Source organism: Pseudomonas khavaziana (genome assembly GCF_019145205.1).
GTDB lineage: Bacteria > Pseudomonadota > Gammaproteobacteria > Pseudomonadales > Pseudomonadaceae > Aquipseudomonas > Aquipseudomonas khavaziana.
The window spans coordinates 80,153-101,880 of sequence record NZ_JAHSTT010000005.1 but is presented as its reverse complement, the minus strand read 5'-3'; the positions used below and the strand labels follow the sequence as shown (position 1 = coordinate 101,880).

The window sequence follows — 21,728 nt, the reverse complement described above, 5'->3', positions numbered from 1 at the left end:
GAAACGTGATTGACCAACGGTAATCTCATCTCTATACTTCGCCGCCATTGAGCCCTGATGGCGGAATTGGTAGACGCGGCGGATTCAAAATCCGTTTTCGAAAGAAGTGGGAGTTCGATTCTCCCTCGGGGCACCATCTTAAAGAAAGACCTTGAAATTCAAGGTCTTTTTTTTCGCCTGTAAAAAAGTGACCGGCAGGGCAGTGGAGGTAGCGGGACCATGGAATTGACGCTTGAAGCAGTTGCACTGTTTGCCCTGAAACTGGTGCATGAGACCGAGGACGGCAGCCCGCTCCTGCGCGATGACCCGGCGATGGATGGGTATGAACGCGAGGTGTTTGGGCTGCTGGTGCGCCAGGGTGATTTGGCGCGGATTCAGTTAAAGCTTGATCAGTGCCTGACGTTAGCGCTCGACTCTCTGGGCGGCGCCCACACCGTGATGGGGCGCGAGCTGCAGCGGCTTGCGCTGGACGCGCATCAAGCAGCGACCCTGGAAGCACTCAATGCTCCGCTCCAGGCACTCAAGGACTACCTCAAAGCCATCCTGTAACGCGCACCTAGCGCCGCCCCTCCACCGCCATCCGCACCGCCAACCCCATCAACACCGACCCCATCACCCAGCGCTGCACCACCTGCCAGCCTGGCCGGGTGACGAAGAACACGGCGATGGAACCCGCCATGCAGGCAATCACCGCATTGACGCTCACGCTGATAAAAATCTGCAGGGAGCCCAACACCAGGGATTGCATCAGCACACTGGCATGACCATTCGGATCGATGAACTGCGGCAACAGCGACAAATACATCACCGCCACTTTGGGATTGAGCAGGTTGGTGACCAGGCCCATGGTGAACAGCTTGCGCGGGCTGTCCTTGGGTAAATCCCGCACCTGGAATGGCGAACGCCCACCCGGCTTGACCGCCTGCCAGGCCAGGTAAACCAGGTACAACGCGCCGCCGAGCCGCAGCGCGTCGTAGGCAAAGGGCACTGCCATCACCAATGCGGTGATACCCAGTGCCGCGCAAACCATATACACCACAAACCCCAGCGCCACCCCGCCCAGGGAAATCAACCCGGCGGTGCGGCCCTGGCAGATCGAGCGGGAGATCAGGTAGATCATGTTCGGCCCGGGCGTCAGCACCATGCCGAGTGAAATCAGGCCATAGGCAAGCAAGCTGGACATATCGGGCATTGTTTCGCTCCTGGATTTTTATTCTGCCAGCGTGAAATCCTTCGCCACACTGTGATGTTTCGCTCCATGCTAGGGCGTTAGAGGCGTGGGCGTTAGATACAGATCCGCGAACAAAACCTCATACACAGGCGCCCCCACTGCCCCAGGACAGGTACATGATCGACTTCAACAACAAAGGCTTCTTCAAGCTCAAACAAAACAATGAGTACGCCGAACGCGTATCGGCCCTGCTGCTCGACGGTGAGGAAGTGGTCGACGCCTACAAAGCCATGCGTGACGGCGTGGTTTTCACCACCAAGCGCATCATTGCGGTGAACGTGCAGGGGATTACCGGCAGCAAGAAGGACTTCACGTCGTTGCCGTATAAAAATATCGTGGCGTATTCGGTGGAAACGTCCGGGACGTTTGATCTGGATTCGGAATTGGAGATTTACTTTTCCTCACTGGGGAAGGTGAGGTTTGAGTTCACCGGCAAGACCTCGATTGTGGAAATATCGCGGTTGATTTCCAAGCATCTGCTGGGCTGATCAACACAAGGAGGCTTGCCCGCGACAGCGGTGAATCAGTGACTGGATCGGCTACTGATACTCTGCCATCGGGGGCAAGCCCCCTCCCACATTGTGATCGCGCTGTATCAGCTGAATACGCATGCGAGGCCGCTCACTTGGGCTGGAATGTCTCCAGGTAGGCCAGGATGTTTTCAATCTTCTCCTGATCGCTGATCCCCCAGAAAATCATCCGCGTCCCACTCACCACCTTCTTCGGCGCTTCGATATAGGCGGCAAGCTTGTCCCGCGTCCATACCACCCCGGAATTTTTCATCGCATCCGAATATTGATAGTCGGTGGTTGTCCCCGCAGGACGGCCAATGATGCCGTTAAGCTGCGGCCCGAAACCACCGCGGGCGCCTTCGCCGACGCTATGGCAGCCACCGCAGGTCTTGGTGAAGAGTTTGCCGCCCGCCTCCGCGTCGCCGGCGGCGAAGGCAGGGCTGGCGGCAAGGGTCAGGACGAGGGTGAACAGGGCGTACTTCATTGAGGGCTCCACTTCGGCTATTACCGCCGATTATGCCTGTTTAAGCGGGCATCCTCCCAACCGTTCAATCAGGCGCGTCCGATAACCCCACGCCAGTAGCAACCGCGTCAAATGACCACCCATCGTTTAAAAAACATCCAATCGAACCTATATGCACGCCCCCCACTCCACCCTACTGAACCCCTGATGGTGGAGTAAGGATCATGGCTCAGCCATCGATTTTGGTATTGGAAGACGACGAGATCATTCGTTCGTTGATGGTGGATGTGCTGGAGGAATTCGGGGCGCATGTGACGTCGTTCCCTTCGGCGGATGACGGTATGATTTTCCTGGAGCGCGATGATGAGCAGGTGGACCTGATTGTCAGCGATATCCAGATGCCTGGGCTGTTGAACGGCTATGACTTGAGCAGGGTGGTGGCGCATCGTTGGCCCTCTATCCAGGTGCTGTTGACGTCCGGTAATACGTCGCTGGCGTCTGAGTTGGGTGGCAGAGTCAGGTTTTTACCCAAGCCCTGGAGCACTGAGCGTCTGCTGGAGTGTGTGGAGTCGGCGTTGACACAGCAGGGTGCGTCCATGCATTGATAGCGTTGCGACATCGCTCAAACCGAACTTCCGGTCAGGCGAAGGGGTCATTAGCCATGCATGGAGCGACTTCTCGGATCTGACGGTCAGCCTTTTCGCTCTGTGCGCTCAGCTGACGGCCATGAGTTGTGTAGAATCGTTGCCGACTTTTACCCGTCATGGATGGCTGACAAGCCCACAGTTCGAGCTCATTGAATGCATTCACAGGCCCATGACATTGGTGCGCCCCCATTGCTGGAAGCCTTGCGCACAGGCACGGGCTTGCTGCACGTAGCACTGGAAAAGCGCCTGCCGTTTTTCTCTGCGAGCCTGGATGTCGATTGGTACCGACGTTTACTTCAAGCGTATTACGGGTTTTACAGACCAATAGAATCAGCGCTGTACGACAGTGACTTGATCCCTGATGGCTTCGACTGCGTGTTGCGTGCGAAAACCCCGACACTGGTCAGTGACCTCCACGCCCTGGGCCTGGATGACCATGGGATCAACGCCCTGCCCCGCTGCATCCATCTCCCATACTTGGACACCCCGGCGGCCTGCCTGGGCGCACTCTATGTGCTGGAAGGCGCGACCCTCGGCGGCCAGGTGCTGCGCCGGGAAATGTCCCTGCGCCTGGACGTGGGTGCCGACAACGGCGGCGCGTTTCTCAATGTATACGGCGCCCAGACCGGTCGGCGCTGGAAGGATTTTCTCGATTACCTGGGCCGTTTGCCGCTGGATGCACTCGCCAAACAGCACGCGGTGAACGCGGCCCGTTCGACATTCAGCGGCTTTGAGCAATGGCTCGACAGCCAGAAGGTACTGCTATGAAACCCGAAGATTTTGAAGAGTTGCTTGCCAACTGTGCTGACGAGCCCATCCGCTTTCCGGGGGCGATCCAGCCCCACGGCGTGCTGCTGACCTTGTCGGAGCCCGGCCTGGAAATTATTCAGGTGAGTGCCAACGTAGGCACCTTGTTTGGCCACGCGCCTGAGACCCTGTTGAACCAGCCGTTGCACACGCTGATTGGCGACGAGCATGCCCAGGCTGTGCAAACCATGGCTGCCAACAACACGTTTTTCGATGCTCCGCCCCTGCACGTCACCTTCAACGGCGCGCCATTCGAGGGCCTGCTGCATCGCCATCAGGATGTGTTGGTACTGGAGTTCGAACCACGGCTTGAGAACTTCAAGCCACAGGCGCGCAATGGCCGCACCAGTGACCTGGGCAAGATGCTGCAACGCCTGCAATCGGCCAAGACCCTGCAGGCGCTGTATGCCATCAGCGTAAATGAAATCCAGGCCATGACCGGCTACGACCGGGTGCTGATCTATCGCTTCGAAGAAGAAGGCCATGGCCAGGTGATTGCCGAAGCGTCGGCACCGTCCATGGAGTTGTTCAACGGGCTGTTCTTCCCCGCGTCCGACATCCCAGAACAAGCCCGCGAGCTGTACCGCACCAACTGGCTACGCATTATCCCGAATGCGTCCTACGAACCGGTGCCGCTGCTGCCCAAGTTGCGCCCGGATACCGGGCAGCCCCTGGACCTGAGCTTTGCCACTCTGCGCAGTGTCTCGCCGATCCACTGCCAGTACATGCGGAACATGGGTGTGCTGTCGTCCATGAGCATCTCGCTGATGAAGGGCGACAAACTCTGGGGGCTGATCAGCTGCGGCAACCGCGAACCGCTGCTGGTGCCTAACGACCTGCGTATGACCTGCCAGACCATAGGCCAAATACTCTCGTTGCAGATCAGTGCCATGGAAGCCTTGGAGCTGAATCGCCAGCGCGAAGAGAAAATCGAAGCCCTGGCGCTGCTCGATCAGGCCATGAAGGCCGACGACGGCAATGTGTTCGACAGCCTGGCCCACCACGGCAAAAAACTGATGGACCTGACCCTCTCCGGCGGCGTGGCGATCATCGAAGACAAACAATTACACCGCTACGGCAACTGCCCGGAACCGGCGCAGATCCGCGCATTGCACAAATGGTTGCAGGAGAGCGGCGAGCCGGTGTTTTCCAGCCATCACCTGGCCTCGGTGTACCCGCCTGCCGCCGAGTACCAGGCCGTCGCCAGCGGCGTACTCGCCATGAGCCTGCCCAAGCCTGTGGATAACGGTGTGCTGTGGTTCCGCCCCGAGGTGAAAGAGAACATCAACTGGAGTGGCGATCCGAAAAAGCCGTTGAACCTGGAAACTTCCGACGCTGGCCTGCGCCTTCGCCCGCGCACGTCGTTTGAAATCTGGAAGGTGGAAATGGCCGGCATCTCCACCAAGTGGAGCCATGGCGATCTGTTTGCCGCCAACGACCTGCGCCGCTCGGCCCTGGAAAACGACCTGTCGCGCCAGGTGCTGCGCGAACAGCAAGCGGTGCGCGCCCGTGATGAATTGGTCGCGGTGGTTTCCCACGACCTGCGCAACCCGATGACCGTCATCTCGATGCTCTGCGGCATGATGCAAAAAGCTTTCAGTTCCGAGGGCCCACACACCTCACGACGGATTTCCTCGGCCATCGACACCATGCAACAGGCCGCTGGACGCATGAATGTGCTGCTGGAGGATTTGCTCGACACCTCAAAAATCGAGGCCGGGCGCTATGTGGTCAAGCCCATTGCATTGGACGTCAGTCAGATCTTTGAAGAGGCGTGCTCACTCCTGGCGCCACTGGCCACGGAAAAGGGCATCGACCTCTCGTTCAATGCCGAGCCAGGCCTGCAGATCAATGCCGACCCGGAGCGGTTGTTCCAGGTACTGTCGAACCTGATCGGCAACGCAATCAAGTTCACGCCTCGCCAGGGCAACATCGGTATCAGCGCCATGAGCAACGGCGAAGAGATCGTATTCTCGGTGCGTGACTCCGGTGAAGGCATTGCCCCTGAGCAACTGCCCCATGTGTTTGAACGCTACTGGACCCAGACAGAGAACAACCCTACCGGTAGCGGGTTGGGGCTGTATATCACCCAAGGCATTGTCCAGGCCCACGGCGGGCGGATTGAAGCCCAGAGTGAGTTGGGCCGTGGCAGTGAGTTCAGGTTTACGGTGCCTAAGCCCGCCTGAAACACGCCCAAACATTTGATTACCTGAGGCCGGGAACGACGAACCCGGCTTATGCCACTGATTAAGTGCGCACTCAAAGGGAGCATTGATGCGGGAACAATCCTCCAATTGAGCAAAGGGTTTATCATGATTATCGGTCAGCCGTTCCACGCCTATAACATCAACCAATCCACGGAGGTCCAGCAGGACCATCAAGCGTCCCTAAATCCTGCGGATAACCCGTCGACAACTGAAAGCAATCAATCAGAGCACGTGACAACGGGGAAACCTCCTCACTCATCCCTGGATTCCCTCGGACAGGGCCGGCTGCTTTGACCCTACCCACAGCGCCAGGCCTGTAGCACGCCTGGCCGCTCCCAAGCAGTGCAGCGCGCCGGTGCTGCACTCTGTTGACAAAACACCGACATCCCCTGCGCTACCCTTTCACGCCCTAGACCTTGTGTGAGCCACCACCTCAATGCTTCAACCCGACACTCTGCCCACAGTCATTGCAGGACCGCTGCTAAGGCGCCTGGAACCGCAGCGCCTGGTTATCTGGTTGGTGGGCAGTCGTGTCCTGCCGCTGTCCTTGGAACTGCGTTTACCCCACGGCGAGACGTTAGATATCCCTTTAAATAACACGTGCTGCCAAGTCGTGCCCGTCGGGCGCCATGCCTTCATCCACCTGATCGATGTAGCGCTGGATCATGCCCTGCCCCAGGATGTGGTCATCAGCTACGACCTGTTGATAGACGGCGTCGGCATTGCCGACTGGGCACCACACTTGCTGTATGCCGATGCGACGATGCCGAGCTTCGTCCTGCACAGCCGCATCCACCAGTTGGTGCATGGCTCCTGCCGCAAGCCCCATCACCGTGCCGACGAAGGCTTATTGTGCGTTGACCGCCTGCTGGCGGATGCCCGCACACCGCTCGAACGCCCGGCCCTGCTGATGATGAGTGGCGACCAGGTCTACGCCGACGATGTTGCAGGGCCCATGCTACGGGCAATTCATGGGCTGATCGCGCGGCTGGGCCTCTTCGACGAATACCTGGAAGGTGCCGTGGTGACCGACAGCGCCACCCTCTACGGTCATCGCGCCAGTTACTACCACCGGGCGGACCTGCTTCCCGCGCTGGACAGTAACGAGACCTTGCGCGAACGCTTTTTCGGCGGCGTGAAAAAACCGATCTTCACCAGCAGCACCGCGGACAACCACCTGGTGACCTTTGCCGAAGTGATCGCCATGTATCTGCTGGCCTGGTCACCCACGCCGTGGACGCTGATCACGCCACAACCACCGCAACTGAGCCCCGAAGGACAACAGCGTTATGCCCGGGAGCAGGTGCAGATTGACCTGTTCCGCAGCGGTCTGCCTGGAGTCGCTCGAGTGTTCGCCCACCTGTCGACGCTGATGATCTTCGACGATCACGACATTACCGACGACTGGAACCTCAGCGCCCAATGGGAAGAAACCGCCTACGGCCATCCCTTCTCCAAACGCATCATCGGCAATGCGTTGCTGGCCTACCTGTTATGCCAAGGCTGGGGCAACCAACCGCAGGTATTTGGCGAACTGGTGAGCCAAACCCAGGCCCTGGCCAGCCAGGCGCAAAACAACCACCTGGACGCGACAAAGCAGGATGAGCTGCTCGCTACGCTGCTGAAATTCCAACACTGGCACTACGTACTGCCCACCACCCCGGCCCTTGTGGTCCTCGACACCCGCACACGGCGCTGGCGCAGCGAGTTCACCCTCAAGCAACCCTCCGGCCTGCTGGACTGGGAAGCCTTGAGCGAACTGCAACAAGAGCTGCTCGACCACCCGTCGGCCATTATCGTCTCGCCCGCGCCGATTTTTGGCGTAAAGCTGATCGAGACCGTACAAAAAATCTTCAGTTGGTGCGGCTTTCCCCTGCTGGTGGACGCTGAAAACTGGATGGCCCACCGTGGCGCCGCCCAGGTGATCTTGAATATCTTCCGCCACTCGCGTACGCCGGGTAATTACGTGATCCTCTCCGGCGACGTGCATTACTCGTTCGTGTACCAGGTGCTGATCCGCCATCGCAACGGCGGCCCGAGGATCTGGCAAATCACCAGCAGCGGCATCAAGAACGAGTTCCCGCCACGCCTGCTGGAATGGTTCGACCGTCTCAACCGCTGGCTCTACTCCCCGCGCTCGCCACTCAACTGGTTTACCCGTCGTCGTACCATGCAGGTGGTGCCGCACATTCCGGAGCATGCCGAGGCGGGGGAGCGTTTGTGGAATTCGGCGGGCATTGGCCAGGTGTTTTTCAATGAGCAGGGCCAGCCAGAGGCGATTTACCAACACAACGCCAATGGGAACCCCCGGACAAGCATGGTGCCGCCTGAATAATAGCCTATTGACACTATTCTAAAGCAGCACACCTGCCCTATTCAAAGCACGCAGGCGGCGATGTACAGTAGCGCCAGCCACGGAGTATCGGCGACAACAATAACTGGCCTTAAGCCAGCTCTCGCAGGAAGCGCGCTGATGGACGATACATCCGACAACGAACCACTACGCCACGACATATCCGACCTCAACGCCGATCTGTTGCACGCCATCATGGAACTGGTCAGTGATGGGATCTGGGATTGGAACGCCAATACCGGTTTCGTCTACCGCAACCCCGGCTGGTACGAGATGCTTGGCTACTCCCGCCACTCCTTGGAAAACAGCGTATTCACCTGGGAGAACGTGATCCACCCCGAGGATTACCCCCAAGTGATGGCAATGTTTGACGATTACATCAGCCAACGCTCGCCCCATTATCGGGCCGAATACCGCTGCCGAAAAGAAGACGGCACCTACCTCTGGATCGAGGACCGTGGCTACATCATTGCACGTAATCCCGACCACTCAGTGGCCCGCATGGTGGGCGCACACCGCGATATTCATACGCGAAAATGCTCTATTGAACAGTTGCAAAGGCGCAACAAATCCCTTGAGGCACTGGTGGCCGAACGTACCCTGGAGCTGTCGCGGGTCAATCAACAACTGCAATTGCAACTGGACGAAAACCGCTCCCTGGCCGAACGGGATGCGCTGACGCGCATCGCCAACCGTTATCGCCTGGAGAAAGTGCTGCTGGAAGAATGCGATCGCGCCGAGCGCTTCCGCTTGCCCCTGGCGCTGGTGGCGATGGATATCGATGATTTCAAGCCGATCAATGACCGCCACGGCCACAGCATCGGCGACCAGACGCTGATACAGGTGGTCGAAAGCCTGGAAACCTGCATACGCACCAGCGACTTGCTGGCCCGGTGGGGTGGCGATGAGTTTATGGTCGTGCTACCCAAAAGCACCCTGGTGATGGCGAAGGAACTGGCCGAAAGGATTCGCCATCAGGTCAAGCAAGCGCCCACCGGCATCACCGTCACACTAAGCCTGGGCGTGGTAGAACGGCGCATGGGTGAGTCACCGGTCGACCTGATGGCGCGGGCCGATCAAGCGCTATATCGGTCAAAGGCGGCGGGCAAGGACGGGGTTTCGGAATAATGCAGGCAACCGCTCCTTCCGATTTGGAATGACCCGGCGACTTTATTTCGTTTGCGGCAAGACCAGGCGCGCGGCTTAGATAAAACACGCCCGCCCTTGCCGAGTCCCGCATTCATGAGCCACGCCACCATCAGCCAATCCATTTCCATCGTTCACCCCATCAGCCTCAGCCACGGTAAAAACGCCGAGGTCTGGGATACGACGGGCAAGCGCTATATCGATTTTGTCGGCGGTATCGGTGTACTCAATCTGGGCCATTGCCACCCGGCTGTGGTTACGGCGATTCGCGAGCAAGCGACCAAGCTCACTCACTACGCGTTCAACGCCGCGCCGCACTCGCCCTACATTGAGTTTATGGCGCGCCTGAGCGCGTTTATCCCGGTGAGCTATCCGGTCAGCGGCATGCTCACCAACAGCGGTGCGGAAGCAGCTGAAAACGCCTTGAAGATCGTGCGTGGCGCCACCGGGCGTACGGCAGTGATCGCCTTTGACGGCGCCTTCCACGGCCGCACACTGGCGACCCTCAACCTCAATGGCAAGGTGGCGCCCTACAAGCAGAAGGTCGGGGTACTGCCCGGCACTGTGTATCACCTGCCCTACCCCAGTGCCGATAATGGCGTGACCAGTGCCGAAGCGCTGAAGGCCATGGACCGCCTGTTCAGCGTGGAAATCGACGTCAACGATGTGGCCTGTTTCATTATCGAGCCGGTGCAGGGCGAAGGCGGCTTCCTCGCCCTGGATATTCAGTTCGCCCAGGCCCTGCGCCGCTTTTGCGACGAGCACGGCATCCTGCTGATCATCGATGAAATCCAGTCCGGGTTTGGCCGCACCGGCCAGCGTTTCGCCTTCTCGCGCCTGGGCATCGAACCGGATCTGTTGTTGCTCGGCAAGAGCATCGCCGGCGGCGTACCGCTGGGGGCGGTGGTCGGGCGCAAGGCGCTGATGGATAACCTGCCCAAAGGTGGCCTGGGTGGCACGTACTCCGGCAACCCCATCGCCTGTGCGGCGGCATTGGCCACTGTTGAGGCGATGACCGATGAAGATCTGCAGGCGTGGGGATCACAACAGGAAACCGCGATCGTCAGCCGTTATAACACCTGGCGTTCGCAACAACTGTCGCCCTACCTGGGTCGCCTTACCGGCGTCGGCACCATGCGCGGCATTGAGCTGGCCCATGCTGACGGCACGCCCGCGCCCAAGCAATTGACCCAATTGCTGGGCCTGGCGCGGGAGGCAGGCTTGCTGCTGATGCCCAGCGGCAAGGCGCGGCACATCGTGCGCTTGCTGGCACCGTTGACCATTGAGCCGGTAGTGCTGGAGGAGGGCCTGGATATTCTCCAGGCGTGTCTCGCAAGACTGGATGAATAGCACGCATGCCAAGGCAGGGCCCGGATGGTGGTAGTACAGGCATTGATGCGCCGCTATCAGCACTGAAAGTATTCACCGCCCGAACCTGCCTTGACCTGATCCCTCTCCCCGCCGAAAATGCCCGACGTTTTTTGTCTCCCCCGCTTACTACGCAGTGAAATTTTAATGTCCGATTCCTACACCGCAGAATCCGCCAAAGAATCCGTAGCCGCCTTGCAATCCAAAGCCGAATACGAAAACGCCATCAATCTTTCACAACATGTGCCAGCGGCCAAGATCATCAGCGAGATGGTACTGGACGCGTTTCACACCTCCAAGGAAAGCGACCAGATCCGCGAGTTGCGCGTTGCCATCCGCCAGGCCCACGACGCCTTCGACGATGACAAAGCCTATGATCTGATGGGCCAGCTCAAGCAGTTGAAAGACGCCGAAGCCGCCGATAACGCCGCCCTGGAAAACCTGAGCAGCCAGTTCTCCATCAGCCGCATCCTGTCCTGCTTTAAGGACGACCCCGAGTTCCAGGAACTGGTGTACGGCCTGGCCCTCAAGGTACTGAACCAGTCGCACCAGGCCATCAGCAACCCGAGCGCCGGCAAGGGCAAGGCCGCGCGCGCCAAAAAAGACACCGAAGTGTTTGTGATCAGCAAGGATGGCATCAGCGTCACCCTGCCGCTTCGCACCCCGCGTTCCAAGCTCAATGTGGACCGCGAAGCACTGGAATTTCTGGGCTTTACCTTTGTCGGCGAAGGCAGCGAGGCGGAGCTGGAACGCGAAACCTTCGTCGACAACAGCGGCGTGGAGCAGCCGGTCACGCGCAAGAGCATCGTCACCGCGCTGCAACAGCAAAGCGCCTTTGAAGGTTACGCCATCGCCGCCCAATAAGCGGATGTGCGGCAAGGCGTAGCGCCATGCGTTACGTCTGTTGCCGCCTACACCTCCATGTTCTGCAACTGCGCAGAGCGTTTCATCACCTCCACGCTGATACCGTCCTCGGGCATTCAACCTGCACGAGAATGAAGCGTGTCCGGCAGACCCGCCCGGGCTGCGTGTAACACACTGGTGCCTAGGCGCGCGCCACCTGCGCCGCGAAGACCTGGCGAAAGCGTTCCATCTCCTGCTGGTTGCCCACCGTTACCCGTAGCCACTGCGGCCAGTTCTGCCACACCCGCCCGACCAGTACATTCTGGGCTGCCAGCCGCTCGACCACCTGTTCTGCCGGTTGCTTCACGTCAATCATGAAGCAATTGCTCCGGGAGGCCGTGCAGGCAAAACCCCGGTCCTTGAGCCAAGCGATCGTCTCATCGCGCAACCTGGCATTAAGCGCTTTGCGTTGGCCCACCAGTTGGGCGTCTTCCAGACTGGCAATCGCACCCAACAAGCTGGCGCCGGCCGGGACGTTGTCGCCGCCGAACACGGCCAGCCGCTCCAACAGTGCCGGATGACCGATTGCCAGGCCCAGGCGCGCACCAGCCATGCCATAGATTTTCGAGAACGTGCGCAGCACCAGCAGGTCATCGTGGTCGTTGGTCCAGCTCACGCAGCTGGGGGCGTCGCAGAAATCGATGTAGGCCTCGTCTACCACCAGCACACTGCCCTTGGGTTTGTTCACCAGGGCTTGGCGGATAGTTTCAGTCGGGGTCAGGGTGCCGGTCGGGTTGTTGGGGTTGCACAGGTACAGCATGCCGGCTTGTGGGTCGGCCTTGAGCATGGCCTGCACATCATGGGCATGCTGCGTGTCGAGATCCACTTCATGCACAGGCACTTTGTTTGACTCGGCCGCCTGGCGCGGGACTTCGTAGGACGGTGTCGCCATCACCAGGCCTTGGTTTTGACTGGTGAACGCCACCACCGCATAACGCAGGGCCGCCATCGAGCCGGCAAATACCGCGACGTTTTCTTCAGCAATCCCCTGCTGCCGGGCAAACAGCTCGGCCAGTGCGTACATGTGCGGGTAAGGATAGCGTCCGGACGTTGCAATCGCCCGCTGCATCGCCGCGCGGGCGGCGTCTGAAGGGCCGGAAGAGCTTTCGTTGTAGTTGAGCAGCACGCTGTCAGAGGGCGTCGGCGTCGAGCTGGCGAGCGCCCAATCCAGATGCCCCAGCACGGGCAAGGCGGCTCCCAGGGCGAGAAGTGACCGACGATTGACACTGACCATAGTTACTACTCCTTGTAGAGGGCGCGAGGGATCGCACGAGGTCGTACACAAGAGTATGACGAGATAACCGTTGCCTGATTTAGCGTCACGCCGTATCCCTGCACTCAACACTTTATTGTTATGCCGGGCCCATGCAACACTTCCACAGCCGCGAACCTGAAAGAACAGGTTCTGCCGGACATGGACTGACGACTAAATGGAAGTGGTGAGCACTTGATACACAGACGGGAAAAAACCGAGCACTTGAAGAGCAACATCAAGTACTTGATCAAGAGCCGTGGAGAAACCCAGCTTTCGTTAAGCAATGCCGCCGGGCTGACCAGGACGACTATCTACAACATCCTGGGAGGCAAGGTCCTCAACGTACAGCAGTCAACCATTCGCAAGATCTCTGACTTCTTCGGCGTTTCGTATGAGGAAATCGAGACCATCAATTTTGAAGCCAAGGAAATCATCGAAAACAATGTCTCGCCGCTGGGCAATATGAACCCGGCAGCGGTGCCTGTGCTCAAGGAAAGCCTGCTTATGCAGGACCTGGGCAAGCGCGTGGGCGAATTGGCCACGCTTTACCCGCTGACCTACTACTTCGGCACGTCCTGCAACTTGATCGGCGTGCGCCTGGAACACGCGATTCCCGGCATCAATGAAGTGGGCGACTTGTTGATCGTACAGAAAGATTCATCGAGCGACGATAAAGAGAAACTGGTGTACGACCGCGCGACCAAAAAGCTGTTTATCACCCTGGAGCCCTGTGCCCATTCAGACCGTTTATGTGTCATCGGCGATATTCTTGAGGAACGCTTCAATGACCACATATGAAGGGGCCGTTGAAAACAGCAGGTACAAATTGCTGGGCTTTGAAAATGACAAGCGCCTGGCGGTGATCATGGTGCTTGCCACGGGCAAGATCATCAAGATCAAACTGAGTGAAGTGCTCAACAGCGAGATCATGGATGACTTCAATAGAATGGAAGTCAAGAACGTCTACAAGAAGTTCTATGCCCAGGGAGGCACACTCACCGCCTACGATATAAACGATCGCAATGAAAACTCCTGGATGATCTACATCATCTTGAACTTGCTGCTGTTCACGTTTTATATTTTTACCAGCATTGCCGCGACCAAGCCGATCTACCTGGAGTCCATGGGCATCATCGTGACGCCGGGCACGTTCCTGTACCCGCTGACCTTTTTGATCGTGGACCTGCTGAATGAGAATTTCGGCTTGCGCCTGGCACGACGGGCGATTCTGTTTGCGTTTGCCAGCAACGCGATGATCATCATCCTGCTGTATGGCTCGACCTTCCTGCCGGGGCTGCCGGGCTGGAAACTGGATGGGCCGTATACCGACGTAATCCTGCAAGTGTCGTCGGTGCTGGTGGCCTCTTCGGTGTCGTTCCTGGCGTCGGAGAATATAAACTCCTACCTGCTGTGCAAGATCAAGGAGCTGACCAACTCCAAGTACCTGTACCTGCGGATTTTCTTCAGCACATTCTTTGCGGTCATTATCGACAGCTTCCTGTTTTGCTTTATTGCCTTCTACGGCGCCATGGAGACCCGCGACATCCTGGGCATGGTCTATGTGCAGATCGCGATCAAAGTCGGCTTTGCGTTCTTCAATATCCTGCCTGCGTATGGGGCACGCTCGTTGTTCAAGCGCTACCTGGCGACTTGAACCCATTGCCGTGTAGGAGCGAGCCTGCTCGCGAAAAACGTCAACGATAACGCAGCGCTCCTGGTTGGACGCGGCGCTCTCGGGATTTTCGCGAGCAAGCTCGCTCCTACAAGAGTTATTTCAACTGCAATTTGTGCTTCAGGCTCTGCATGACATCCGCCTTGTTCTGCAGATACTCATTCAAGCCCCGTGCACGCAGGTTGCACGCGTCGCAATTACCGCAGCCTGTGCCAATGACGCCGTTGTAGCAGGTCAGCGTCTGCTCGCGCACCAGCTCCAGCTGGTCGTGGTAATCGGCCAGTGCCCAGGTTTCGGCCTTGTTCAGCCACATCAACGGGGTATCGAGGCGCACGTCATATTCCATCCCCAACTTCAGCGCCTGGTTCAACGCCTTGACGAACTCATCCCGGCAATCGGGGTAGCCCGAGAAGTCGGTTTCGCACACCCCGGTAATGACAGCCTCGGCCTTCACCTGGTAGGCGTAGATCGACGCCAGGGTCAGGAACAGGATATTGCGCCCCGGCACAAAAGTGCTTGGCAGGCTTTCGCCAGAGCTGCTCACGGTCGGTACGGGAATGTTGTCACGGGTCAGACTGCTGATGGCCAGCTCATTGAGCAAGGACACATCCATCACTTTGTGGACCGTGGCGCCCAGTTGCTTGGCAAGCTTGCGGGCCACTTCGATTTCCGCCACATGGCGCTGGCCATAATCAAAGGTAATGCAGTGCACTTCGTCATACAGCGGCAGTGCCTGGATCAGGCAGGTCGTCGAGTCCTGCCCGCCGCTGAATACCATAACGGCTTTTTTACTCATTGCTTTGCTTCCTGCATCAGTAGAATTGAGGAGTAGGAGCGAGCTTGCTCGCGAAAAAGGTCAACGATAACGCAGCGTATCTGGTTTAACGCAACGCTCAATAAAAAACCCCGCACATCTTCCGAAGGCGGGGCTTTTTATTGCTTACACCACTCAGTGGGCGTAGGTCAGCAACAGCTCTTTCGGCACTTGGAAATCCAGGGACATCATCACGCTGAGCGCGGTGATGGTGAAGATCGAGAACACGAACAGCTTGCGCGCCCAGACGGTGTCATCCACCGCCTTGTAGCCGGTCCAGGCCATGTACAACCAGTACATGCCCATGGCGGCGGCCACTGCCAGGTAGCTCATGCCGGCGTAGCCACTGAAGGTCAACATCAAGGTCGCCACGAGGAAGGCCAGGATGTAGAGCAGGATGTGTTTCTTGGCCACCTGGATGCCACGCTTGACCGGCAATACCGGAATCGACGCAGCCAGGTAGTCATTGAAGCGGAAAATCGCGATGGCGTAGGAATGCGGCATCTGCCACAGGCTGAACATCACCAGCAGCACCAGCGCGGCCATGTCGAAGCTATTGGTTACAGCCACATAACCAATCACCGGCGGCATCGCACCCGACAGGCTGCCCACCAGCGTACCGTGTACGGACTTACGCTTGAGGTACAGGCTGTAGAGGCCGACATAGATGACAAAACCAATCACGGCAAACAGCGCCGCCAACGGGTTGGCCACCTTGTACAACAGCACCACACCGGCAACACCCAGGACGGTCGCAAAGATCAGTGCCAGTTTCAGGGAGATAAGCCCCTGCACCAGCACGCGATTCTTGGTGCGCTCCATCTTGATATCGATGTCACGGTCGATGCAGTTGTTGAAGACGCAACCGGAAGCAACCACCAGGGACGTACCGATCATTGCAGCCAGGAAGATGGCCAGATCGACATGTCCCTTGGAGGCCAGGAAGAAACCGCCCGCCACAGAAAGCACGTTACCGAAAATGATCCCCGGTTTGGTGATTTGGATAAAGTGCTTAAGCGACATCGGGTCTTACCTCACTTCGCCATCATGAACGTATGGATGCTGAACATGATCCATATCGACAGGCCAACCAGCAGCAGGATTACTAAGCCTGCGAACACGAACGCAATCACGTTATCGCGCTGCTCCTTGGAACGATCCAGGTGCAGGAAGTACACCAGGTGAACCAGCACCTGAATCACCGCGAACGCCAGCACGATCATCAAGGTGATCGACTTCGGCAGGGTCGGGTACATCACCAGACCGAACGGGATGAGCGTCAGGATTACCGACAGGATGAAGCCGATAGCGTAGGACTTAACGCTGCCGTGGCTCGCATCATGGCTGTCATGGTCATGGGAGTGTGCATTAGCCATTACAGAGTCCCCATCAGGTAAACAACGGTGAAGACGCAGATCCAGACCACGTCCAGGAAGTGCCAGAACAGGCTCAGGCAGCTCAGGCGAGTCTTGTTGGTGTTGGTCAGGCCGTGCTTATTGACCTGATACATCATCACCGCCATCCACAGCAGGCCGGCCGTCACGTGCAGACCGTGGGTGCCGACCAGCGTGAAGAACGCCGACAGGAAACCGGAACGGTGCGGGCCGTAGCCTTCGGAGATCAGCAGGTGGAACTCGTTGATCTCCATGCCGATGAAGCCCAGGCCGAACAGGAAGGTCAGTGCCAACCAGCTCAGTACGCCCTTCTTGTTGCCCTTGTAGAAGGCCAACATGGCGAAGCCGTAGGTGATCGAACTGAACAACAGCAAGGCAGTTTCGCCGAGCACGTAAGGCAGTTCGAAGATGTCGTGGCCCGACGGGCCACCCGCTACGTTGTTTACCAGTACCGCGTACACCGCGAAGATCGACGCAAACAAGATGCAGTCGGTCATCAGGTAGAGCCAGAAACCGAAGACGGTCATTGGCCCCGAGTCGTGGTGATGGTCATCGTGCCCATGGTCATCGACATGGGCGTGTCCAGCATTGGTCACTAAGTTCGACATGGTTTAAGCCTGTTCCAACGAGGTTTCTACACGGTTGGCCGGGATCTTCTTCTCGGCTACCAGGCGAGCGTGCTGCTCGGCTTCGATGCGTTCGATCGTTTCGACCGGCACCATGTAGCCTTGATCATCACGGGCAGCGTGAATGATGAAGTAACCGATAGTGCCCACCAGGCTCGCGATTGCCAGCCACCAGATGTGCCAGATCATCGCGAAACCGAACACGGTCAACAGCGCGCCCATCACCACACCAGTGGCGGTGTTGCTTGGCATGTGGATCGGTTCGTAGTGCTTGGGCTTCTGGTACGCAGTACCGTCTTCCTTGGCTTCGGTGAATGCATCAATGGTGTTCGCAGTCGGGATCACGGCGAAGTTGTAGAACGGTGGTGGCGACGAGGTCGACCATTCCAGGGTGTGGCCGTTCCATGGGTCGCCGGATTCGCAAGCGTTCTGCTTACGGTCACGGACGCTCACGTACAGCTGGATCAACTGGCAGGCGATACCCACAGCGATCATCACCGCACCGAACATGGCAACGTACAGGTACGGTACCCACTCAGGGTTGGTAGTAGCGTTCAGACGACGGGTCATGCCCATGAAGCCCAGTGCATAGAGCGGCATGAACGCGACGAAGAAGCCCGAGATCCAGAACCAGAATGCAGCCTTGCCCCAGCCTTCGTGCAGCTTGAAGCCGAACGCTTTCGGGAAGTAGAAGCTGAAACCTGCGATGTAGCCGAATACCGCACCACCGATGATCACGTTGTGGAAGTGCGCGATCACGAACAGGCTGTTGTGCAGGACGAAGTCAGCACCCGGGATGGCCAGCAGTACGCCGGTCATGCCGCCGATAGCGAAGGTCACCATGAAGCCAAGGGTCCACAGGACCTGGCTGGTCATGCGCAGACGACCGTGGTAGATGGTGAACAGCCAGTTGAATAGCTTCACCCCCGTCGGAATGGAAATCAGCATCGTCGCCAGGCCGAAGAAGGCGTTGACGCTGGCCCCCGAACCCATGGTGAAGAAGTGGTGCAGCCATACCATGAAGCCCAGTACGGAGATCGCACCCGATGCGTAGACCATCGAGTGGTGACCGAACAGGCGCTTGCCGGTAAAGGTCGAGATCACTTCGGAGAAGATACCGAACGCTGGCAGGATCAGGATGTACACCTCAGGGTGACCCCATGCCCAGAACAGGTTCACGTACATCATTGGATTGCCACCAAGCTCATTGGTGAAAATGTGGAAATCCAGGTAACGATCAAGCGACAGCAGCGCCATGGTAGCGGCCAGGATCGGGAACGAAGCCACGATCAGTACGTTTGCCCAGGTGCAGGTCCAGGTGAAGATCGGCATGTCCATCAGTTTCATGCCAGGGGCGCGCATTTTCAGGACGGTGGCCAGGAAGTTGACCCCCGTCAATGTCGTCCCTAGTCCTGATAACTGTAGCGCCCAGATGTAGTAGTCCACACCCACGCCCGGACTGTATTGCAAGCCCGACAATGGCGGATACGCAACCCAACCGGTCTTGGCGAATTCGCCGACGCCCAGGGACACGTTGATCAGCACCACGCCGGACACCAGCAGCCAGAAGCTCAGGGAGTTCAGGAACGGGTAGGCAACGTCACGCGCACCGATCTGCAGCGGCAAGGCCAGGTTCATCAAGCCGGTGAAGAAAGGCATCGCCATGAAGATGATCATGATCACACCGTGGGCGGTGAAGATCTGGTCATAGTGTTCAGGCGGCAGGTAGCCAGGCGAACCCTCGGTGGCCATGGCCAACTGGGTACGCATCATGATGGCGTCGGCAAAACCACGCAGCAGCATGACCATGGCAACGATGACGTACATGACGCCGATTTTCTTGTGGTCGACCGAGGTCAGCCACTCGGTCCACAGGTAGGACCATTTCTTGAAATAGGTGATACCCGCAACCAGTGCCAGACCACCCAGCGCGATCATGGCGATAGTCACCATTACGATCGGCTCGTGGAATGGGACCGCGTCCCAACTTAATTTACCAAACATCGTTTACTCCTCTGCCCCAGCAGTTGAATGCGCGCCTGTATCAGAACCTTCAACCGCGGCCACTTCTTTCTTCTCGTGCTTGACCGGCTTGCCTGGCTTCATACCTTCGTACTTGTCGACGATTTTCTGAAACAGGTTCGGCTCATACGTGGAGTACAGGGCGACTGGGTTGTTCTGGCTTGGTTTGGTCAGGGCGTCGTATTCAGCTTGATCAAGCTGTTTAGGTGCGGCCTTGACTTCGGCTACCCAGGCGTTGAAATCGTCCTGGCTCGTCGAGATCGCTTTGAATTTCATGCCGGTGAAGCCAGCGCCGCTGTAGTTCGCGGAGATGCCTTCCATTTCAGCTTTTTCGTTGGCGATCAGGTGCAGGCGGGTCTGCATGCCTGCCATCGCGTAGATCTGGCCGCCCAGGGCTGGGATGAAGAACGAGTTCATCACGGCGTCGGAGGTGATCCGGAAGTTAAGCGGGGTGTTCTCCGGGAAACGGATCTCGTTGACCGTGGCGATACCCAGGTCCGGGTAGATGAACAGCCACTTCCAGTCCAGCGCGACCACTTCGATATTGATCGGCTTGACGTCGGATTCCAGCGGACGGTACGGGTCCAGCTCGTGGGTCGACTTATAGGTGATGTAACCCAGGGCGATGATGATGAGGATCGGTACCAGCCACACCGCAATTTCGATCTTGGTGGAGTGCGACCACTTAGGCGCGTAGGTCGCCTTGGTGTTCGACGCGCGGTATTTCCAGGCGAAGGCGAACGTCATGATGATCACAGGCACCACGACCAACAGCATCAGCAGGGTGGCGGTGATGATCAGGTTTCGTTGATCCAGACCGATCTGTCCTTTTGGGTCCATCAAGGTCCACTTGCAGCCTCCCAGCATTAACATCATGCCAAGCAGCGGCAAAAAGCCTAGTAATCGGGGGTACCTGTTTTTACTCATCTCACGACCTCTAAAGCAGCTTGCGCAATGCAGTTGGGTTTTGATCGCCAACACTTCACCCTGCCAAGGGTTGGCATTTCTCTTCGATTGAATAAGAGCCTGCCCGACACGTCATGACTGTACGTTGCACGGACCAGCAGTGAGTTCTTATTCGATTTCGTGGCTAAAGGCCTTGTTACAGACCAATTCCATTTGGTGCGGATAGTTGAAAGGCTGCCGGAACCTGGGGTCGCACAGAGCCTTCCATCTGCCCCTCGACCGCTCCAATGCTCAAAGATTGAACAGCACCGGACATTCAGTGCGGGCGATTGTAGTTAGCTAGCGATGTATAAACCATGTCTTATAAAGAAATAATTTTTATCGATTCCAGCAACAATGCTTCACCAAACTTGCAAAGATTCGCGATCTTATCGCGTTCGATTCTCAACAAAAACCACAAAAATTGCCGTGTTATTGGGCAGATTGCCACTTCCCTTACAGCCTGTAAGGGCATGGCAAAGCTATCCAAGTCCCCATAAAACAAGGCATTCATAGATCCATTGAGCGCCAGGACCACAGGCGCGGCGCGGCACCGTTCGCACCACGAACTGACAGCACAATTTGTGCGCCGGGTGCAAATTTAAGCGCCGATTTCGCGGGTCAGAAACGTCCTGCGACAGCGTCCGTGTGACAACATGTCGCACACTGCGCGCACCTTAAGTTGCTCCTCGTCACGGCGCTTTCACAAATCCCTACAAACAAAAACGCTCCGGCCTTCATGAGAAGGGCGGAGCGTCTTAATGGAGCGAAGGCTCAGGCTTTGGGATGACGATTGCGATAGATGCACAGTGGCACCAGGATCACCGTCAGCACGAACGCCACCAGCGCCCATTGGGCCAGCGAAAGGCCGAGTATCGGCGGGTAAGGCGTGCTGCAGAAGCCGTCGACCTGGAAGCCCAGGGGGAAAACCTTGGCCAGGGGCAGGTCATCGACGATCGGTTGCAACACATCAACGCCGCAACTGACTTGGGGAAAGAACTGGGTGTACACATGGTGGCCGGCAGCAGCCACACCCCCCAGGGCACTGAGCACGACCAGCCCTTCGAAGACCGTGACCGCCCCCTTGGTGCGCATCGCGGCGCCGATGAACGCGAAGAGGGCGATCAGCAGCAAGGCGTAGCGTTGCAGGATGCACAGCGGGCACGGTGCTTCGCCCAGCACCACTTGCATGTACAGCGCCCCGCCAATCAGCGCCAGGCAAATGATGCCCAGCAACACCAGAAAGCGCCGCTCCCTGCCCAAACGCATATCGTCAATCATCCCCGTTTTCCCTTTGCCTGATTATGGTTGTGCCTGATGGCAACAAGTTTACACACAGGCAGTGGTTTAAACAGAGAGGGGT

The 21,728-nt window shown here is 57.9% G+C and carries 21 protein-coding genes and 1 tRNA gene; 12 read left to right on the top strand and 10 right to left on the bottom strand.

Translation table 11 applies throughout. The features are described from left to right. The first annotated feature begins 51 nt into the window (after positions 1 to 51). Positions 52 to 136, top strand: a tRNA-Leu gene (locus tag KVH01_RS14000). A gap of 83 nt (positions 137 to 219) precedes the next feature. Continuing rightward, positions 220 to 549: a hypothetical protein gene (locus KVH01_RS13995; RefSeq protein ID WP_217881837.1), complete on the top strand. Its 330-nt coding sequence runs from the start codon at positions 220 to 222 to the stop codon at positions 547 to 549. 7 nt (positions 550 to 556) lie between these two features. On the opposite strand, the gene KVH01_RS13990 is transcribed toward KVH01_RS13995, so the two are convergent. Then, positions 557 to 1,192: a LysE family translocator gene (locus tag KVH01_RS13990; protein ID WP_124401846.1), complete on the bottom strand. Its 636-nt coding sequence runs from the start codon at positions 1,190 to 1,192 to the stop codon at positions 557 to 559. A 155-nt stretch (positions 1,193 to 1,347) separates the two neighbouring features. Here KVH01_RS13990 and KVH01_RS13985 point away from each other — a divergent pair, with 155 nt between their 5' ends. Then, on the top strand, positions 1,348 to 1,719 hold the full coding sequence (locus KVH01_RS13985) for a PH domain-containing protein (RefSeq protein ID WP_043046807.1): 372 nt from the start codon (positions 1,348 to 1,350) through the stop codon (positions 1,717 to 1,719). Positions 1,720 to 1,852: 133 nt separating this feature from the next. Here the strand turns inward: KVH01_RS13985 and KVH01_RS13980 are convergent, their stop codons facing one another. Beyond that, positions 1,853 to 2,227, bottom strand: a complete 375-nt coding sequence (locus tag KVH01_RS13980) for a c-type cytochrome (protein WP_043046806.1) — start codon at positions 2,225 to 2,227, stop codon at positions 1,853 to 1,855. Between the two features lie 203 nt (positions 2,228 to 2,430). Here KVH01_RS13980 and KVH01_RS13975 point away from each other — a divergent pair, with 203 nt between their 5' ends. The 7 genes from KVH01_RS13975 (at position 2,431) to KVH01_RS13945 (ending at position 11,598) form a co-directional block, all read left to right on the top strand. Next, positions 2,431 to 2,811 carry a response regulator gene (locus KVH01_RS13975; protein WP_046069458.1) on the top strand — a complete coding sequence of 127 codons (381 nt, stop codon included), beginning with the start codon at positions 2,431 to 2,433 and terminating at the stop codon, positions 2,809 to 2,811. A 195-nt stretch (positions 2,812 to 3,006) separates the two neighbouring features. After that, positions 3,007 to 3,621, top strand: coding sequence for a biliverdin-producing heme oxygenase (locus tag KVH01_RS13970; RefSeq protein ID WP_217881836.1), 615 nt, complete (start codon positions 3,007 to 3,009; stop codon positions 3,619 to 3,621). Beyond that, positions 3,618 to 5,846 carry an ATP-binding protein gene (locus KVH01_RS13965; RefSeq protein WP_217881835.1) on the top strand — a complete coding sequence of 743 codons (2,229 nt, stop codon included), beginning with the start codon at positions 3,618 to 3,620 and terminating at the stop codon, positions 5,844 to 5,846. The genes KVH01_RS13970 and KVH01_RS13965 overlap by 4 nt, the downstream gene beginning before the upstream one ends. A 457-nt stretch (positions 5,847 to 6,303) precedes the next feature. Beyond that, complete coding sequence (locus KVH01_RS13960; protein WP_217881834.1) at positions 6,304 to 8,202, top strand: alkaline phosphatase D family protein; 1,899 nt, start codon at positions 6,304 to 6,306, stop codon at positions 8,200 to 8,202. Between the two features lie 138 nt (positions 8,203 to 8,340). Beyond that, on the top strand, positions 8,341 to 9,348 hold the full coding sequence (locus KVH01_RS13955; protein ID WP_217881833.1) for a sensor domain-containing diguanylate cyclase: 1,008 nt from the start codon (positions 8,341 to 8,343) through the stop codon (positions 9,346 to 9,348). A 114-nt stretch (positions 9,349 to 9,462) separates the two neighbouring features. Further along, a complete protein-coding gene (locus tag KVH01_RS13950) occupies positions 9,463 to 10,716 on the top strand; it encodes a 2-aminoadipate transaminase (protein ID WP_217881832.1) in 1,254 nt (417 codons plus the stop codon). Between the two features lie 165 nt (positions 10,717 to 10,881). Further along, positions 10,882 to 11,598, top strand: a complete 717-nt coding sequence (locus tag KVH01_RS13945; protein WP_217881831.1) for a hypothetical protein — start codon at positions 10,882 to 10,884, stop codon at positions 11,596 to 11,598. 181 nt (positions 11,599 to 11,779) lie between these two features. Here KVH01_RS13945 and ptaA read toward each other — a convergent pair whose 3' ends face one another. Beyond that, positions 11,780 to 12,871 (bottom strand): pyoverdine biosynthesis transaminase PtaA, encoded by a 1,092-nt coding sequence (gene ptaA / locus KVH01_RS13940; protein WP_217881830.1) that lies wholly within the window; start codon positions 12,869 to 12,871, stop codon positions 11,780 to 11,782. A 213-nt stretch (positions 12,872 to 13,084) separates the two neighbouring features. On the opposite strand from ptaA, the gene KVH01_RS13935 reads away from it, so the two are divergent. Together KVH01_RS13935 and KVH01_RS13930 are read left to right on the top strand one after the other, a co-directional pair. Beyond that, positions 13,085 to 13,690 carry a helix-turn-helix transcriptional regulator gene (locus KVH01_RS13935; RefSeq protein ID WP_217881829.1) on the top strand — a complete coding sequence of 202 codons (606 nt, stop codon included), beginning with the start codon at positions 13,085 to 13,087 and terminating at the stop codon, positions 13,688 to 13,690. Beyond that, positions 13,677 to 14,546 carry a queuosine precursor transporter gene (locus KVH01_RS13930; protein ID WP_217881828.1) on the top strand — a complete coding sequence of 290 codons (870 nt, stop codon included), beginning with the start codon at positions 13,677 to 13,679 and terminating at the stop codon, positions 14,544 to 14,546. Before KVH01_RS13935 ends, KVH01_RS13930 begins: the two co-directional genes overlap by 14 nt. Positions 14,547 to 14,661: 115 nt before the next feature. Here the strand turns inward: KVH01_RS13930 and queC are convergent, their stop codons facing one another. The 7 genes from queC to KVH01_RS13895 form a co-directional block, all read right to left on the bottom strand. Beyond that, a complete protein-coding gene (queC, locus tag KVH01_RS13925; protein WP_043046797.1) occupies positions 14,662 to 15,360 on the bottom strand; it encodes a 7-cyano-7-deazaguanine synthase QueC in 699 nt (232 codons plus the stop codon). A 153-nt stretch (positions 15,361 to 15,513) separates the two neighbouring features. Continuing rightward, positions 15,514 to 16,401 carry a heme o synthase gene (gene cyoE / locus KVH01_RS13920; RefSeq protein WP_003176002.1) on the bottom strand — a complete coding sequence of 296 codons (888 nt, stop codon included), beginning with the start codon at positions 16,399 to 16,401 and terminating at the stop codon, positions 15,514 to 15,516. Between the two features lie 11 nt (positions 16,402 to 16,412). Then, positions 16,413 to 16,754, bottom strand: coding sequence for a cytochrome o ubiquinol oxidase subunit IV (gene cyoD, locus KVH01_RS13915; protein WP_010206434.1), 342 nt, complete (start codon positions 16,752 to 16,754; stop codon positions 16,413 to 16,415). Beyond that, positions 16,754 to 17,380, bottom strand: a complete 627-nt coding sequence (locus KVH01_RS13910) for a cytochrome o ubiquinol oxidase subunit III (protein WP_010206435.1) — start codon at positions 17,378 to 17,380, stop codon at positions 16,754 to 16,756. Before KVH01_RS13910 ends, cyoD begins: the two co-directional genes overlap by 1 nt. Before the next feature lie 3 nt (positions 17,381 to 17,383). After that, the gene (gene cyoB, locus KVH01_RS13905) at positions 17,384 to 19,402 is read right to left on the bottom strand and encodes a cytochrome o ubiquinol oxidase subunit I (protein ID WP_046069471.1); all 2,019 of its coding nucleotides are present in this window, start codon (positions 19,400 to 19,402) and stop codon (positions 17,384 to 17,386) included. Between the two features lie 3 nt (positions 19,403 to 19,405). Beyond that, positions 19,406 to 20,347 (bottom strand): ubiquinol oxidase subunit II, encoded by a 942-nt coding sequence (gene cyoA / locus KVH01_RS13900; RefSeq protein WP_043046795.1) that lies wholly within the window; start codon positions 20,345 to 20,347, stop codon positions 19,406 to 19,408. Positions 20,348 to 21,139: 792 nt separating this feature from the next. After that, the gene (locus KVH01_RS13895; protein ID WP_043046793.1) at positions 21,140 to 21,646 is read right to left on the bottom strand and encodes a disulfide bond formation protein B; all 507 of its coding nucleotides are present in this window, start codon (positions 21,644 to 21,646) and stop codon (positions 21,140 to 21,142) included. Positions 21,647 to 21,728 lie beyond the last annotated feature (82 nt).

Coding starts and splice junctions, on each gene's coding strand:
- KVH01_RS13995 (WP_217881837.1), top strand. CDS start 220: ATGGAATTGACGCTTGAAGCAGTTGCACTGTTTGCCCTGAAACTGGTG.
- KVH01_RS13990 (WP_124401846.1), bottom strand. CDS start 1,192: ATGCCCGATATGTCCAGCTTGCTTGCCTATGGCCTGATTTCACTCGGC.
- KVH01_RS13985 (WP_043046807.1), top strand. CDS start 1,348: ATGATCGACTTCAACAACAAAGGCTTCTTCAAGCTCAAACAAAACAAT.
- KVH01_RS13980 (WP_043046806.1), bottom strand. CDS start 2,227: ATGAAGTACGCCCTGTTCACCCTCGTCCTGACCCTTGCCGCCAGCCCT.
- KVH01_RS13975 (WP_046069458.1), top strand. CDS start 2,431: ATGGCTCAGCCATCGATTTTGGTATTGGAAGACGACGAGATCATTCGT.
- KVH01_RS13970 (WP_217881836.1), top strand. CDS start 3,007: ATGCATTCACAGGCCCATGACATTGGTGCGCCCCCATTGCTGGAAGCC.
- KVH01_RS13965 (WP_217881835.1), top strand. CDS start 3,618: ATGAAACCCGAAGATTTTGAAGAGTTGCTTGCCAACTGTGCTGACGAG.
- KVH01_RS13960 (WP_217881834.1), top strand. CDS start 6,304: ATGCTTCAACCCGACACTCTGCCCACAGTCATTGCAGGACCGCTGCTA.
- KVH01_RS13955 (WP_217881833.1), top strand. CDS start 8,341: ATGGACGATACATCCGACAACGAACCACTACGCCACGACATATCCGAC.
- KVH01_RS13950 (WP_217881832.1), top strand. CDS start 9,463: ATGAGCCACGCCACCATCAGCCAATCCATTTCCATCGTTCACCCCATC.
- KVH01_RS13945 (WP_217881831.1), top strand. CDS start 10,882: ATGTCCGATTCCTACACCGCAGAATCCGCCAAAGAATCCGTAGCCGCC.
- ptaA (WP_217881830.1), bottom strand. CDS start 12,871: ATGGTCAGTGTCAATCGTCGGTCACTTCTCGCCCTGGGAGCCGCCTTG.
- KVH01_RS13930 (WP_217881828.1), top strand. CDS start 13,677: ATGACCACATATGAAGGGGCCGTTGAAAACAGCAGGTACAAATTGCTG.
- queC (WP_043046797.1), bottom strand. CDS start 15,360: ATGAGTAAAAAAGCCGTTATGGTATTCAGCGGCGGGCAGGACTCGACG.
- cyoE (WP_003176002.1), bottom strand. CDS start 16,401: ATGTCGCTTAAGCACTTTATCCAAATCACCAAACCGGGGATCATTTTC.
- cyoD (WP_010206434.1), bottom strand. CDS start 16,754: ATGGCTAATGCACACTCCCATGACCATGACAGCCATGATGCGAGCCAC.
- KVH01_RS13910 (WP_010206435.1), bottom strand. CDS start 17,380: ATGTCGAACTTAGTGACCAATGCTGGACACGCCCATGTCGATGACCAT.
- cyoB (WP_046069471.1), bottom strand. CDS start 19,402: ATGTTTGGTAAATTAAGTTGGGACGCGGTCCCATTCCACGAGCCGATC.
- cyoA (WP_043046795.1), bottom strand. CDS start 20,347: ATGAGTAAAAACAGGTACCCCCGATTACTAGGCTTTTTGCCGCTGCTT.
- KVH01_RS13895 (WP_043046793.1), bottom strand. CDS start 21,646: ATGATTGACGATATGCGTTTGGGCAGGGAGCGGCGCTTTCTGGTGTTG.